The sequence below is a fragment of the Synechocystis sp. FACHB-908 genome, assembly GCF_014698595.1.
Taxonomy (GTDB): domain Bacteria; phylum Cyanobacteriota; class Cyanobacteriia; order Cyanobacteriales; family Microcystaceae; genus Synechocystis.
Genome location: NZ_JACJTH010000026.1, coordinates 12,759 through 27,105 on the forward strand (window position 1 = coordinate 12,759; position 14,347 = coordinate 27,105).

At 45.2% G+C, this 14,347-nt stretch carries 13 protein-coding genes; 11 read left to right on the forward strand and 2 right to left on the reverse strand.

What is annotated here, in order from left to right; translation table 11 throughout:
* Positions 1-39: 39 nt before the first annotated feature.
* From H6G46_RS09170 to H6G46_RS09190, 5 genes are all read left to right on the forward strand, one after another.
* Complete coding sequence (locus H6G46_RS09170; RefSeq protein ID WP_223211301.1) at positions 40-2,406, forward strand: ATP-binding cassette domain-containing protein; 2,367 nt, start codon at positions 40-42, stop codon at positions 2,404-2,406.
* Between the two features lie 287 nt (positions 2,407-2,693).
* Positions 2,694-5,348 carry a PAS domain-containing protein gene (locus H6G46_RS09175; RefSeq protein WP_010873950.1) on the forward strand — a complete coding sequence of 885 codons (2,655 nt, stop codon included), beginning with the start codon at positions 2,694-2,696 and terminating at the stop codon, positions 5,346-5,348.
* A 47-nt stretch (positions 5,349-5,395) separates the two neighbouring features.
* Positions 5,396-5,698, forward strand: coding sequence for a hypothetical protein (locus H6G46_RS09180; RefSeq protein WP_010873949.1), 303 nt, complete (start codon positions 5,396-5,398; stop codon positions 5,696-5,698).
* Entirely contained in the window at positions 5,667-6,134 is a 468-nt protein-coding gene (locus tag H6G46_RS09185) for a DUF1348 family protein (protein WP_010873948.1), read from the forward strand. The genes H6G46_RS09180 and H6G46_RS09185 overlap by 32 nt, the downstream gene beginning before the upstream one ends.
* A gap of 371 nt (positions 6,135-6,505) precedes the next feature.
* Positions 6,506-7,615, forward strand: a complete 1,110-nt coding sequence (locus tag H6G46_RS09190; RefSeq protein WP_010873947.1) for a LuxR C-terminal-related transcriptional regulator — start codon at positions 6,506-6,508, stop codon at positions 7,613-7,615.
* Here the strand turns inward: H6G46_RS09190 and H6G46_RS09195 are convergent.
* Positions 7,588-8,838, reverse strand: coding sequence for an MSMEG_0569 family flavin-dependent oxidoreductase (locus H6G46_RS09195; RefSeq protein WP_010873946.1), 1,251 nt, complete (start codon positions 8,836-8,838; stop codon positions 7,588-7,590). The two genes, H6G46_RS09190 and H6G46_RS09195, sit on opposite strands and share 28 nt — an antisense overlap.
* A gap of 464 nt (positions 8,839-9,302) precedes the next feature.
* Here H6G46_RS09195 and H6G46_RS09200 point away from each other — a divergent pair, with 464 nt between their 5' ends.
* The 6 genes from H6G46_RS09200 to H6G46_RS09225 all read left to right on the forward strand — a co-directional run bounded on the left by H6G46_RS09200 (position 9,303) and on the right by H6G46_RS09225 (position 13,886).
* Complete coding sequence (locus tag H6G46_RS09200; RefSeq protein WP_010873945.1) at positions 9,303-9,785, forward strand: MSMEG_0572/Sll0783 family nitrogen starvation response protein; 483 nt, start codon at positions 9,303-9,305, stop codon at positions 9,783-9,785.
* Between the two features lie 152 nt (positions 9,786-9,937).
* Positions 9,938-10,963, forward strand: a complete 1,026-nt coding sequence (locus H6G46_RS09205; protein ID WP_014407149.1) for a Nit6803 family nitrilase — start codon at positions 9,938-9,940, stop codon at positions 10,961-10,963.
* 30 nt (positions 10,964-10,993) lie between these two features.
* Entirely contained in the window at positions 10,994-12,082 is a 1,089-nt protein-coding gene (locus H6G46_RS09210; RefSeq protein ID WP_010873943.1) for an MSMEG_0568 family radical SAM protein, read from the forward strand.
* Positions 12,036-12,614: an MSMEG_0567/Sll0786 family nitrogen starvation N-acetyltransferase gene (locus H6G46_RS09215; RefSeq protein WP_010873942.1), complete on the forward strand. Its 579-nt coding sequence runs from the start codon at positions 12,036-12,038 to the stop codon at positions 12,612-12,614. Before H6G46_RS09210 ends, H6G46_RS09215 begins: the two co-directional genes overlap by 47 nt.
* 9 nt (positions 12,615-12,623) lie before the next feature.
* Positions 12,624-13,592, forward strand: a complete 969-nt coding sequence (locus tag H6G46_RS09220; RefSeq protein ID WP_010873941.1) for a sll0787 family AIR synthase-like protein — start codon at positions 12,624-12,626, stop codon at positions 13,590-13,592.
* A 3-nt stretch (positions 13,593-13,595) separates the two neighbouring features.
* The gene (locus H6G46_RS09225) at positions 13,596-13,886 is read left to right on the forward strand and encodes an MSMEG_0570 family nitrogen starvation response protein (protein WP_010873940.1); all 291 of its coding nucleotides are present in this window, start codon (positions 13,596-13,598) and stop codon (positions 13,884-13,886) included.
* A gap of 180 nt (positions 13,887-14,066) precedes the next feature.
* Here the strand turns inward: H6G46_RS09225 and H6G46_RS09235 are convergent.
* The coding region (locus H6G46_RS09235; protein ID WP_190759847.1) for a transposase at positions 14,067-14,347 on the reverse strand (281 nt) is incomplete at its 5' end.

The window sequence follows — 14,347 nt, forward strand, 5'->3', positions numbered from 1 at the left end:
AACTATGAATATTTTATTTTTCAATAATTTGAAATGGTCATGAATCAAAATAATAGACCATACATTATTGTCACTAATCAAGGTCAAAGCTTACCCCCTTTTGAATTAACTAAAAGTAAACATATTTTAGGTCGAGATTCCCAATTTGCCGACCTGATAGTCCCCACTGATTGGAGCATTATTAGTCGTTGTCAAGCTACTTTAGTAGAAGATCAAGGTAATTACTTTATTTATGACGGCGATCGCCTCAATCCCAGCAGTAACAAGCTATTTATTAATCATCATTTAATCACCCATGATATTGGCTACCCATTACAGAATGGAGATGTTATTAAGATTGGACAAAATATTAATATTCTTATTACTATTAAATATTTTACTCCCAATGGCTCTAGCCCTACCAATTTAACATCGCTATTATCCATCAATTTAAAGCAAAAATCTGTGGTTATTGGGCGGGACGAAACTGCCAACTTACAATTACTTTCCTCCGCAGTTTCCCGCCAACATGCTGTCCTGGATTATTTAGAGCCAAATACCTATCTTTTACACGATTACAGCACCAATGGTGTTTACGTTAATGGCACTAAAGTCAACGGTAAAATTCTGATTAACACCGCCGCCATCATCAAAATAGTTCCCTACACCCTGGTATTACAAAACGATCAATTATTCATTGCCGACACCGGGGATAATATTCGCCTTGATGCCCGCAATATCGTCCGCACTGTTCAAGGTAATCAGAGCGAAGAAATTACACTCCTTAACCAAATTTCTTTGCCCATTGAACCAGGTCAATTGGTAGCTTTAGTGGGGGGAAGTGGCGCAGGCAAATCGACTTTTATGCGGACTTTATTAGGTATTGAACCTACTACGTCTGGCACAGTTTATTTGAACGGTGAAGATCTGAGAAATAATTTTAACCTTTACCGTAATCAAATTGGTTACGTGCCCCAAAAAGATATTATCCACAGTTCCCTAACCGTAGAGGAAGCTTTGCGGTATGCGGCTAAATTAAGATTACCCCAAGATGCGGATATTGACGAAATTGTTGAGAAAACCTTGGGCCAAATTGAAATGCAGGAACGTCGCCATGTTCTGGTCAAAAAATTAAGCGGCGGCCAACTCAAACGGGTATCCATCGGCGTGGAGTTACTGGTGGATCCGAAATTATTTTTCCTCGATGAACCGACATCGGGTTTAGATCCTGGTCTAGATAAAAAGATGATGCAATTATTACGAAAGCTAGCGGATCAGGGACGAACTATTGTGTTGGTAACCCATGCCACCGGCAACATTAACCTATGCGATCGCCTGGTGTTTTTAGGCCAGGGGGGCAATTTGTGTTATTTCGGCACTTTTAGCGATGCTTGCCAATTTTTTAACCTCCATAATGGTGATTTTGCTGATGTTTATATTCAATTGGATAATCAATCAGCAGTGATCAAAGCCGCCCAACGCTATAGCCGGTCTAGCTATCAACATCAGTACATTGATCAACGGTTGGGGGTGAGTAATTCCGCTGTTGCCGCCCCTAGACCTAGTCCTCCCAGGGTATCTCCCCTGCGCCAAACCTGGATTCTGTGCCAAAGATACTGGCAAATTATGGCTAGGGATCCGGTCAATATCGGTATTTCCATTGCCACCGCCCCCATTGGCATTTTATTAATCGATCTGGCGATCGCCACTAGGGAACCATTTATTCTGGGTAGTGAAGCGGATCCCAAACTTGCGCCCCTAGCTCAGACCGTACTATTAGTATTTAGCTGTGCCGCCATCTGGGTTGGTCTCGCCAGTTCTCTCCAAGAAATTGTCAAAGAAAATGATATTTACAGCCGAGAAAGATTAGTTAATCTTAACCTGTTCGCCTATATTGCTTCTAAGGTGACAGTATTGTCAGGATTAGCGCTTTTGCAAACCCTTGCTATGGTGGTGATTATCCTCATTGCCTTCGACCATCCCCAGCCTCCCCTATTGCCCTGGGGTTTGGGGCTAATTATCACCAGTTATCTCACCCTTTTCAGTTCTATTTGCTTAGGCTTAATGGTATCTACCTTGGTCAAAAGTGAAACCCAGGCTAACACCGCTCTACCTATTTTGCTACTGCCCCAAATCATCTTCTCCGGCGTACTGTTCCAAATTAAAGGTGTGAGTCAATATCTTTCTTGGTTTATGGTCAGCCGTTGGTCTATCGGTGCCTATGGCACATTATTAGACATCAACAGTCTAGTGCCAGAGCCAGTCATTTTTCCCGATGGTACCGTATTGGAATCTCCTTTTAAAGCCACCCTAGTTTACGACCCTAGTTGGAATAATCTTTTGGTCAACTGGGAAATTTTATTACTCCAAGGTTTTGTTTGCCTCGTAGTTATTTTCCTGTTCAAAAAAAGAGAGGATATTATTTGAGAATACTGAAAACAATTAACAAAGGCTGGTTAAAAAATGTCACGAACCACTAACCACTGCCCCATCTTTTTACAAAGCGCAAGAACCAGTCCAGCTTGCTAGAATCAGGGAGGTATTACAAATTCAGCTTTACAGATAGTATTTTACACGCAAACTATTGCACTATTTGCTTGGTGGTCCGTACCTATGCCCCAATTATTACTCCCAAAACTCGAAATCTTGAAACCACCCTTGTCACTAACCTCAATTTTCAAAGCCTGAATCAATCGCTGGACTGACTGCTAGTTATGGCAATTTCCGCACAAAGTTTCATTAATGTTGCCAATGAAAGTTTAGTCTCCACGCTGGCGATCGCCGCCTTGGGATTAAGCCTGTTAGTGATCCTAAGTTTGGCCGTAATCCAGTCCATTAACCGCCCTCTCCGTCGCCTTCAACAGCAAACCCAGGCCCTGCAAAAAAGTGAAGAACGATTCCGCTTCGCCCTCGAATCAACCGATACAAGTTGGTGGGATTGGGATATCAAAACCAATGAGGTGGATTGGTCAGACACCTTTGATGCCATGGTGGGCCGCGCCCCCAACTCCTACCCCAAAAATATTGCTTCCTTCTTAAGTTTTCTCCATCCCGACGACGTAGAACCCACCCGGGCAAAGTTATACGATTCCTTAGAAAATGGGATTCCCTATAAAACCGAATTTCGCTTTGTCCACCCCGATGGGACGATTCGTTGGATTATGGCCAGAGGTATGGTGCAACGGGATGCCAATGGCCAAGCCCTGCGGATGAGCGGCATTAACCTCGACATTACCGAGCAAAAACTTGCCGAAGCCGCCCTGAAAGAAAATGAAGCCACTCTCCGCCTGGCCCTCTCTGCCGAAACCGCCAATTGGTGGAAATGGGATATCGTCAACGACCAGATGTACTCAGCTCCCTCATTCCATGATTTGCTCGGCCGCCACGGGGATGAACTACCCACAACCTGGGCCGATGCCATTGCGCTGATTTACCCGGAAGACCGGGCCAAGGTGCAAACCGCAGTGGAAGCTACCCTAAATCACGACGCGCCCTATAGGGTTGAATTTCGGATGATTCCCCCCAATGGCCAAATGGTCTGGATTGCGGATTTGGCGGCCCTGGAGCGGGATGAAACCGGTCGGCCCATTCAACTCAGCGGGATTATGATTGACATTACTGAGCGTAAACAAATTGAAGAGGCTCTCCAAAAAAGTGGACAACGGTTGCGAATGACCCTGGAATCCACCTCCACCAACTGGTGGGAAAGGGATTTAATCACCGATCAAGCCGATTGGTCCGAGCAGTCCGATCATCTTTTGGGCTATACCCCCGACAGCTACGAGAAAAACCAAGACACTTTCTACAAATTAGTCCATCCCGACGATCGGGAGCACGTCCAGGCGGGGGTTAACTTAGCTATTGCCACCGGAGAACCCTATCAAGGGGAATTTCGCCTAGTCCAGGCCGACGGGAATTGTATTTGGATTTTAGGTACCGGCCACGTAGAGTATAACGAAGCCGGCCAACCGGTCAGAATGAGTGGCTTAAATATCAACATTACCCCGCTCAAAGAAGTGCAACTGGCTTTGGCTGAACGGGAAGCGATGATGCAAGCCCTATTTGATCAAGCCTCCCAATTTACCGCTCTGTTAACCCCCACCGGGAAAGTCGTCAAAGTGAATCAACGGGCCCTGGATTTTGCTGGCATTACGGTGGATGAGATTGTCGACCAAGATTTTTGGGAAACTCCCTGGTGGCAGGCATCCGAACAGCTCAAAGCTGACCTCAAATCCGCGATACACCAGGCCGCTCAAGGGATTCTGATTCGCTATGACGTAGAAAATTTGGGCAATAATGGGCAAAAAGTTATTTTGGATTTTTCGATTCGGCCCATCTACGACACCGACCAGCGGATAATTTTTCTCCTCTGTGAAGGACGGGACATTACCGACAAATTCCGCATACAAGAGGCCTTAGCAGAAAGTGAAGAACGCTTCCGGCAAACCTTCCAAACTACGGCCGTGAGTAGTGCACTGATTTCCTTAGATGGTAAATTTCTTGAGGTCAATCCCGCCTTTTGTGAGCTGTTGGGCTATACTTCCGATGAACTGCAAGACCATGATGTGGCAGAAGTAACAGATCCCAATTGGGTGCCATTCCAAGGAGACCTAACTCAACAACTGCTCAACCGCGAAATTATGGCCTATACCCAAGAACGCCGCTATCAACACCGGGATGGGCGTTGGATTTGGGGTCTGTTGAATGTCAGTTTGGTCCGAGATGCTCAACAACAACCGCTCTATTATGTCTGCCAAATTCAAAACATTGACCCGCTCAAACAAGCCCAAGAAAAACTCCAAGAAGTCAACATTGAACTGGAACGATTGACTCAAATTGATGGCCTCACCGGAGTTTATAATCGTCGGTTCTTTGACCAGGCCTTGGAACGGGAATGGCAAATTGCTTTTCGCGAAACTGAGTCCTTAACCTTGGTGATGTTGGACATTGACTATTTCAAACTCTACAACGATACCCTCGGCCATCAAGCCGGAGACCACTGTTTACGCATTGTCGCCGCCATTTTGCAAGAATCTGTCCATCGCACTTCAGACCTAGTAGCCCGCTATGGGGGAGAAGAATTTGCCTTAATTTTACCCAGAACCGATTTATCCGGCGCGGTTATCGTTGCCCAAAGGATTAAAACTTTGATGGATGCTAAAGCGATCTCCCATCCCACCTCTGAGATTGCTAATTATGTCACTGTCAGTATTGGGATTCATTGTGCTGTACCCCGGCCTGGATTGTCCTTGGCCTCTTGGGTAAAATGTGCCGATGATGCGCTCTATCAGGCCAAGAAACGGGGTCGGAATGGCTATTTTGTCCTCGAAGATACGTCAACTTCCCCAACTAAAGTTGACGAATTATAATCTGGCCGTACCTCAATACATTTTAACGAAATTTACATACGACCATAATGCAAATTTCAATTCCCGACTCGATTCTTCAATCTATTCGACTTTCTGAACAACGCATTGAAAGGGAACTACTCAAAGAATTAGCCCTTGGTTTATATGAGGCGGCCACCAAATGCGGAGTTCTAGCCATTAGTGGTCTTTCGGACACTTCTTCTGTCACTATTGGGTCAACAACCATAGATGAATTCGTAGGTTTTGCCTGCATCAACAATGAGAGTAAACAAATTCGTAAGCCGCCGTCTCTTCTAAAATTATTGGGAAATTTTAATCATGACAACACCTTTAGTTCCTCCCTTCACTAAGGAAATTGCGATCGCCAAAGTACGGATGGCAGAAAATGCATGGAATGGTCGCAACCCAGATAAAGTCTGTATGGCTTATACCGAGGATAGTTTTTGGCGTAATCGGGCGGAAGTATTCCAAGGTCGGGAAAAAATCCGTGAGTTTTTGCGTCGCAAGTGGGATAAAGAGCTAAATTATCGTCTGGTGAAAGAGCTGTGGGCGTTTGGCGAAAATCGAATTGCAGTACGATTTCAGTACGAATGGCAGGATGATGCGGGTCAATGGTATCGAGCCTATGGCAATGAAAATTGGGAATTTGATGAAGCGGGTTTAATGCGTCGTCGGGAAGCGAGTATTAACGACAAACCCATTGCTGAATCCGAGCGTCGTTTCTTCTGGGATGCCCCCGGCGATCGCCCATTAGATCACCCTGGTTTGATCAATACTCCAGAATAATGCCACAGCCCAAAATGTAGTTTATGTAATCTAAGAGCCTGTTTGAAAAGCCCCCCTGGCCCCCCAAATTTGGGGGGAAACTGAGTGAAAGTCCCCCAGTATTGCCGGAGCTTTAGTGGGTCGATTTAGGGGGCGGAATAAAACTTTCCAAACACGTTTTAAGGCCATGATCGTTGAGATAGGGATAAAATTTCTGCGCCTTGTCCATATAATGACTTCAGATTTTGAGTCGCAGCAGTTTTGAACTATCAATAAACCCGGGGATCATGGCGAAAATTTATCCTATGGTTCGGTGTCCATAATGTTGCTTGCAGCACTTTTCAAGATAGCTTCCTTTGATAGCGTGGATTTGATAGTGTTCTGAGCCGCTCGTGTTAGATTCTGCCCAGCTAATTTTTGATCTCCAAAAAGTAAATACGACTAGCAAGCGCATTTCTGGTTGCCTTGACACAACGGCGATTACCAAAGAAATCACCGAAGCATTAATCCATGATTTTCATTGCGTGTTTGCACGTATTTGGTTAACAGAGCCTGATGGTGCGAGTTTAAAACTGGTTGCTTCGTCAGGCTTACATACCAGTACGAATGGTAGTTTTGCCCGTGTGCCGATGGGGGCTTATAAGGTCGGTAAAATTGCCCAAAGCTGTATTCCTTTTTTAAGCAATCATCTCGCCAATGAAACCTGGGTAAAGGATCGTGACTGGGCGATCGCCAATAATATTCGCGGTTTCGCCGGTTATCCATTGGTAGGCCATGACCGTGTGATTGGTGTCTTGGCTGTCTTTAGCGAGGCTCCCTTTGTCGCAGAATTTCTGGAAGTTTTACAAGTTCTCTGTATGGCAGTGGCGATCGCCATTGATGCCGTCCGACAACTCCAGAGCGAAACAAATACGATTAATACAACCCAATTTTTAGACGATCAAATCCCTTTACCGGACGTTTTGGCAAGGCTGTTATCTCAGACAAAGCTGACCCTAATCGGCACAGAAAAAAAGCTCTCTCCCACCCTTGCATATCTATTGATCAGAACCACAGAAATTTTTAATCGACTCTCCTGTAATTATTGCCGTCTCATCTATGGGGAGATTTCGGTCACCATCGAAGCCATTGTCGAAGCATCCGTGTCAGAAGCCTTCAACACAGATGGGCGATCGCCTTTTAAAGAAATAGAATTTTTAGCCCACCATGTTGGCGGTGAATTTAGGAGTCAAAGCAGTGTAAATCAATCAATCCTGCAAATTTCGCTGCAACTCCCCTATGACGGGTTTCAAAACATCAAGCTCAACAAACATCTCCTCTCGGAGCGGGAAAAGGAAATCGTCAGCCTATTAGCCCAAGGTTTACGCGATCGCGATATCGCCGAGGAGCTTCACATCAGCGAAAGTACCGTTAAGTTTCATGTTAATGGCACCCTCCATAAACTCAACGCCAAAAATCGCTACCAAGCCATTTATCAAGCCACCGTACAAGGATTTATTTGATTAGCGGGCAGTGTTTCTCTAATTTTTTCCGCTAAATATTCCGCATCACGGGCAACCCCTGAAAATCGCCCAGAACCCCAAGTATATAACCAGGGTAAACCCAAGAAATATAGCCCCGCCACATTAGTTACACCCCGATTATGTAGAGGTTCCCCCATCGAATTAAATACAGGAACATCGACCCAAGCATAATTAAAATTAAAACCAGTGGACCAAATAACCGCATCAATTTCATCAATATTTAGGGTAAGGGGTATGGAAGTTGGTTCCCAAACGGGCTGATAGGGTGCTTCGATGGGCGCATCAAGCTGGTTTTTGGCAATATATTCATCAATGCTTTGTTTAATTCTGGCGGCCGTTGCGTCTGCTTGATCGAGATTTTCCTTGAGATTATCGGCAAATAGAATTTGATTTCCATCAATATCCTTGAGCCGTCCGTAGAGATGCATGCCCTCAAGGGCGAATTGACGCAGATCAATTTCTCTGCCACCATCACGACCGGTTAAATAGTGGTTTGTTTTGTGGCGTACCATTTCCTTTTGGGGATGCTCATCAATGGGCAGATCATAATGACCCATCAACTCTAACCACTCGACCACATCTCTCCCTCGGTAGCGGCGGGGTGAACGGGGTGCGCTGCCTGTGGCAAGGTGGACGGTTTTACCTGCTAGATGTAGGTCTTCAGCAATTTGACAGCCCGATTGACCTGTGCCAACTAATAAAATTCTATCTGGTAAGGTTTCCGGATTTTTGTAGTCCACCGAATGTAACTGGACAATATGGGGAGGTAGTTTTTTGGCGATCGCCGCAATTTTTGGCGTATGGTAGCCCCCAGTAGCAACCACCACTTGATCAGCGGTGTAGATTCCTTGGCTGGTAATCACCTCAAAAGCATCAGTCCGTTGACTCAGCTTAGAAACCTCTACCCCCTCAAGGATAGGAGCTTGGAAAGATGCCGCATAATCCTCAAGATATTGGACAATTTCGTCCTTCAGCATAAAACCCTGATCATCACCCCCCGCATAGGGAAAGCCGGGTAACCGACATTGCCAATTAGGCGTAACCAAACAAAAAGAATCCCAACGTTGATTACGCCAAGCATGACCAATTTGATTTTTCTCGAAAATAACATGGTCAATGCTTTCTTGTTTTAGGAGATAACTAATCGCTAAGCCCGCCTGTCCTCCACCGACAATAATGACGGAATAGTGGCTTTTTTTCATATTATCTACCTGTATTGAACTCTATCTTTCCTGATAATCATCAACTGTAAGCCTCGAAATTTCTAACACTTGTATGTTTCGCTACAAATTGATGATCTCTGATTCTATTAATAGGAAACATCGCAATAGTCTTGTATTTATAAGCTTTACATAGACAGACCTGTTGATTTAGATAGGTGTCTAATCATTTAAATCTTAAGCGGACATACTGAACAGAAATCCATTTCCAGGAAAATTCCAAGCCTTGAAACTCTTACTGTATCTAGATAAGAAGCATTTTTCTGGCTAAGATTATTAAGAAAAGATAATCTTCATACAAGAAATTAAGAATGGTTAAACCTATGACTTTCAATTAAAACTATTTTTTTGTGACAAATGATACAAGAATAAGGAAACTTCGCTTCTACATTGATACATGACTAATCTCAAGTCAAATCAGAATTTGAATTTAAGGAACTACAACCATGCCAGAGGTAACTAAGCCAGCTCACCAAACAGGTGATTTCTTAGTAGATTACGAGGAAAAAGTTTTTCCTGATGTCCAAGCTGAACCCGGTGAAAAAGCGCTGATTACTTTTCATACAGTGGCGTTTGAAGGCTCCATTGGCTTAGTAAATTTAATGCAAGCTAGCCGCTTAATTAAAAAAGGCTTTGAAACATCTGTTTTGCTCTATGGTCCCGGTGTTACTCTCGGTGTACAAAGGGGTTTTCCTAAGCTTGGGGATGAAGGTTTTCCGGGTCACCTGACCATGAATGAGCGTATTGTAAAAATCATGGAAGCAGGGGGTAAGGTTTATGCTTGTCGCTTTGCACTGCAAGCACTTTATGGTCATGGCGAGCCTTCTCTAATCCCCGGTATTCGTCCGATTAATCCCCTAGATGTGATGGATTTAATCTTGATGCACCGTAGGGATGGTGCGTTTATTCTTGATACTTGGACAATGTAAAAATGTGCTTGATTAAATATTTGGTGAATTATTGATAGGAGGGATGATTTGAAAATTTTGTTTTTGATTTTTGAAGTCTAATATATCAATCACTTGTTTTCAAATCATTTTTTATTTCTGAAACTATTCCAGTCGTTGTGCTGGGAAAAATCATGCTGAATTATACAAAAAATATTCGGGCAGCAGCGGCACAGATTAGTCCTGTTCTTTTTAGTCAACAAGGGACTATGGAGAAAGTTCTCGATGCGATCGCCAATGCGGCAAAGAAAGGGGTAGAACTGATTGTTTTTCCTGAAACTTTTGTGCCTTATTACCCTTATTTTTCCTTTGTTGAACCGCCGGTTTTGATGGGGAAAAGTCACCTAAAGCTTTATCAAGAAGCCGTTACTGTGCCGGGGAAAGTCACCCAGGCGATCGCCCAAGCCGCGAAAACCCATGGAATGGTCGTGGTGTTAGGGGTTAATGAGCGCGAAGAAGGCTCGCTGTACAACACACAACTGATTTTTGATGCAGATGGTGCGCTGGTGCTAAAACGTCGCAAAATCACGCCCACCTACCATGAACGGATGGTTTGGGGACAAGGGGATGGTGCAGGTCTGAGGACGGTAGATACCACGGTTGGACGCTTGGGAGCCTTGGCCTGTTGGGAACATTACAATCCCTTAGCCCGTTATGCGCTGATGGCGCAACATGAACAAATCCACTGTGGGCAATTCCCCGGATCGATGGTGGGTCAGATTTTCGCGGATCAAATGGAAGTGACCATGCGGCATCATGCTTTGGAATCCGGCTGTTTTGTGATTAATGCAACGGGTTGGTTGACAGCGGAGCAAAAGTTACAAATTACCACCGACGAAAAAATGCATCAAGCCTTGAGTGGTGGTTGTTATACGGCAATTATTAGCCCCGAAGGAAAGCATCTCTGTGAGCCAATTGCTGAGGGAGAAGGGTTGGCGATCGCCGATTTAGATTTTTCCCTCATCGCTAAACGCAAACGCATGATGGATTCGGTGGGACATTATGCCCGACCGGATCTATTACAACTAACCCTCAACAATCAGCCTTGGTCAGCCCTAGAAGCCAACCCAGTTACGCCCAATGCTATTCCGGCAGTAAGTGATCCAGAGCTGACGGAAACCATTGAGGCATTGCCCAACAATCCGATTTTTAGCCATTAAGTACAAAAATTTAAGGATTATCCCAGCGACATGAATAAGCAACGTCTCATCACAGAACTGCAATCCAAAGGGTTGCGACTGGTGGATCCAAATGCCAAAGATCTTGGGCGCAAAGGCGGTGCAGGGCCTTCAGATCATCGGGCAGTGACGGTGGATGGGACGACGGTGATGGTGCCAATCTATACTTCCACCGCTGCGGCATCGCCCTACAGTATCAACCTTGCATCCATGCCCCCAAAGACGGTTTTGAGCAAAGGGGACGAAGAGATTGCGGCGATCGCCCTGCCCCGTCAACCTAAATTCTATGATTTGAAGACAGCAGATGGTATTCCCTATTCGCACATTGCGCTACTGCACAGCAACAATGTTTTAGCGACGACGGTTCAGCAAACCTGTATACGTTATCGCGATGAGTCCACTGTTTGTCAATTTTGCGCCATAGAAAAATCCCTTGATGCAGGTCGCACGATCACCCGTAAATTACCGGAGCAGTTAGCCGAGGTCACAGAAGCCGCAGTCCGGTTAGACGGTATCGAACAGGTGATCATGACAACGGGGACACCCAATTCAGGCGATCGTGGTGCAGCCTACCTTACAAAATGTGCAGCAGCCATTAAAGCGCGGGTCAATATTCCCATTCAGGCCCAGTGTGAACCCCCCGATGATTTTATTTGGTTCGAGCGCATGAAAGCCGCTGGCGTCGATAGTTTGGGAATGCATCTCGAAGCGGTTGATCCGGATGTTCGTGCCAAAATTATGCCCGGAAAAGCCGAGGTTCCAGTTTCCTACTATTACGAAGCTTACGAAGCCGCCGTTAAAGTCTTCGGTTGGGGACAGGTCAGCACCTATCTCTTAGCAGGGCTGGGAGATAGCTTTGAAACTTTGGTAGAAGCCTCGGAAAAGCTGGTCAATATGGGCGTTTACCCTTTTGTTGTTCCCTTCGTCCCCATTTCCGAAACACCTTTAGCAAATCACCCTGCGCCGGACAGTGATTTTATGTTTGCCCTGTATCAGAGGGTCGGCACAATCATTAAGCAATCGCAGATTTCTTCAGTAGATATGAAGGCCGGCTGTGCGAAATGTGGCGCTTGTTCAGCATTATCAACATTTGCAAAATAGAGAGCTTTTTACGATGTCAAACAATCGTTTTCAGTTTGAACTGGCAGAATCTGCGGCAGAAATTCAAGGGTATTTTGCCCTACGCAGAGCAATTTTTTGTGAGGAACAGGGCATTTTTGCCGGACATGATTTTGATGAGACGGATCAGTTTGCCTATCCAATTGTTGCCCTAGATACGGAGACTCCTGGTAAACCTACAGTAGTAGGTGCGGTGCGGATTTATGAAAATGAACCGAATGTCTGGTATGGCGGTCGGCTAGGAGTACATCAAAATTACCGGCGAGTGGGTCGCATTGGCAAGGGTTTGATTTATAAAGCTGTTACCGCTGCCCATGGTTGGGGTTGTACTAAGTTTTTCGCGACGGTGCAATTGCAAAATGTGCGTTTTTTTCAGCGACAACATTGGCATTCCCTTCAGGAAATTGAGATCTGCGATCGCCCCCATCATTTAATGGAAGCGGACTTAGATTTTTATCCCCCCGTGGTCTATAGTCGACCGAAGCTCGATCTTGCTTTATTGCAGGTTTCTTAAATCTCGGTTATGTTAACTGACTTAATTATTGAACTACAGCAAACCCTTGGCATTTTGCACAAGCAGGATATTCAATTGGCATCCCGTCAAGGTCAACAGCGATTGATCGGGGATGGTGAGGCGATTCGATTAGGTGATGATTGCGCTGCAATTCCAGACGAGAATGGCTATCTACTCCTTGCGGCTGAGGGGATGGCTCCCAGTTTAATTACCCAAGATCCTTGGTTTGCAGGGTGGTGCAGTGTTTTGGTCAATGTCAGTGATATTTATGCCATGGGGGGCAGGCCGATCGCCGTGGTGGATGCCCTATGGAGTAAGTCTTCTGACCAAGCTCAGCAAATTTGGGCAGGGATGCAAGCCGCTTCGGCTCGATTTAATGTGCCCATTGTGGGCGGCCATACCAATACCCACAGTGGTTATGATGCCTTGGGAGTGGCGATTTTAGGTCGGGCAAAGTCTTTAATCACCAGCTTTGATGCCCAGGTAGGCGATCGCCTGATTCTTGTAAGCAATTTTCAAGGCAAACCGCGACCCAATGCGCCCTATTGCTGGGATGCAGCAACGATGGCAGAAACAGAAACTTTGCAAAAACACTGGGATCTTTTACCCTACCTGGCCGAAAACAAGCTATGTGATGCGGGGAAAGATGTCAGTATGGGCGGCATTATTGGTACAGCATTAATGCTTTTAGAAACATCAAAATGTGGCGCAATCCTCGACCTTGATGCCATTTCCTGTCCGGCGGGTCTAGATTTTAGGCAATGGCTACTTAGTTTTCCGAGTTATGGTTTTTTGCTGAGCGTGCGTCCTCAGTTCGTCAAAACGGTCAAGGCTTGTTTTCAGGCTGAAGGTTTAATAGCAGAGGCGATCGCCACGATACAACCGGGTCATAATCTCACCCTTAAACTAGGTTCAGAGTCCCAACTATTTTGGGATTTGCAGCAAAACCCCCTCACTGGCTTTACCGGAGATTCATAAACAATGCCCGAAGTTACATTTGACATCGTTTGGCCCGATGGTTCAGAGGATCAGTTTTATTCACCCTCCACAGTGGTCAATCAATATTTTCAGTCTGGTCAAACCTACGAATTGGCAGATTTTGTGCAGCGATCACAGAAATCTTTAACCCTTGCCAGTGAACGGGTACGGCAAGTCTATGGCAGACCCTGCTCGATGGCGATCGCCCAACTCAAAAAAATTGAAACAAAAGCAGAGTGTTTTAGTCACAATCCCGATCCCAAAGTCACTATCCAAAATATTGACCATGACTGAAAAAATGGACACATTCAAAGAGTCGAAAATCAAGGAGAATGTTCAAATGACGAAAAAACAAGACGACAATTTACAAAGGAGCAAAAATCAGAAGCAGTAAAAATAGTAGAACAATCTGGAAAGCCCATAAGCCAAGTGGCAAGGGAAATGGGCTTGATGAAAAGTGCCCTAAGAGCCCATTTATAAAGTGGTAGAAGTAGCAGAAAGACGACGCAACATAATGGGAGTCATCACGGCATAAATAGCCGCTTCGCTCATTTCTGGTAGATGCTCATAATCCTTACTCAAACGACGATACCAGTTCAGCCAACCGAACGTCCTCTCGACAATCCATATTTTTGGTAAGATCTCAAAAGACTTCCCTGAACGACTAATCACCTGGACTTTGGCTTGAATTAAGAGCCAGATGGCTAACCCAAAGGTATCACCTCGATAACCCTGGTCTACTAACATGCTCTTGA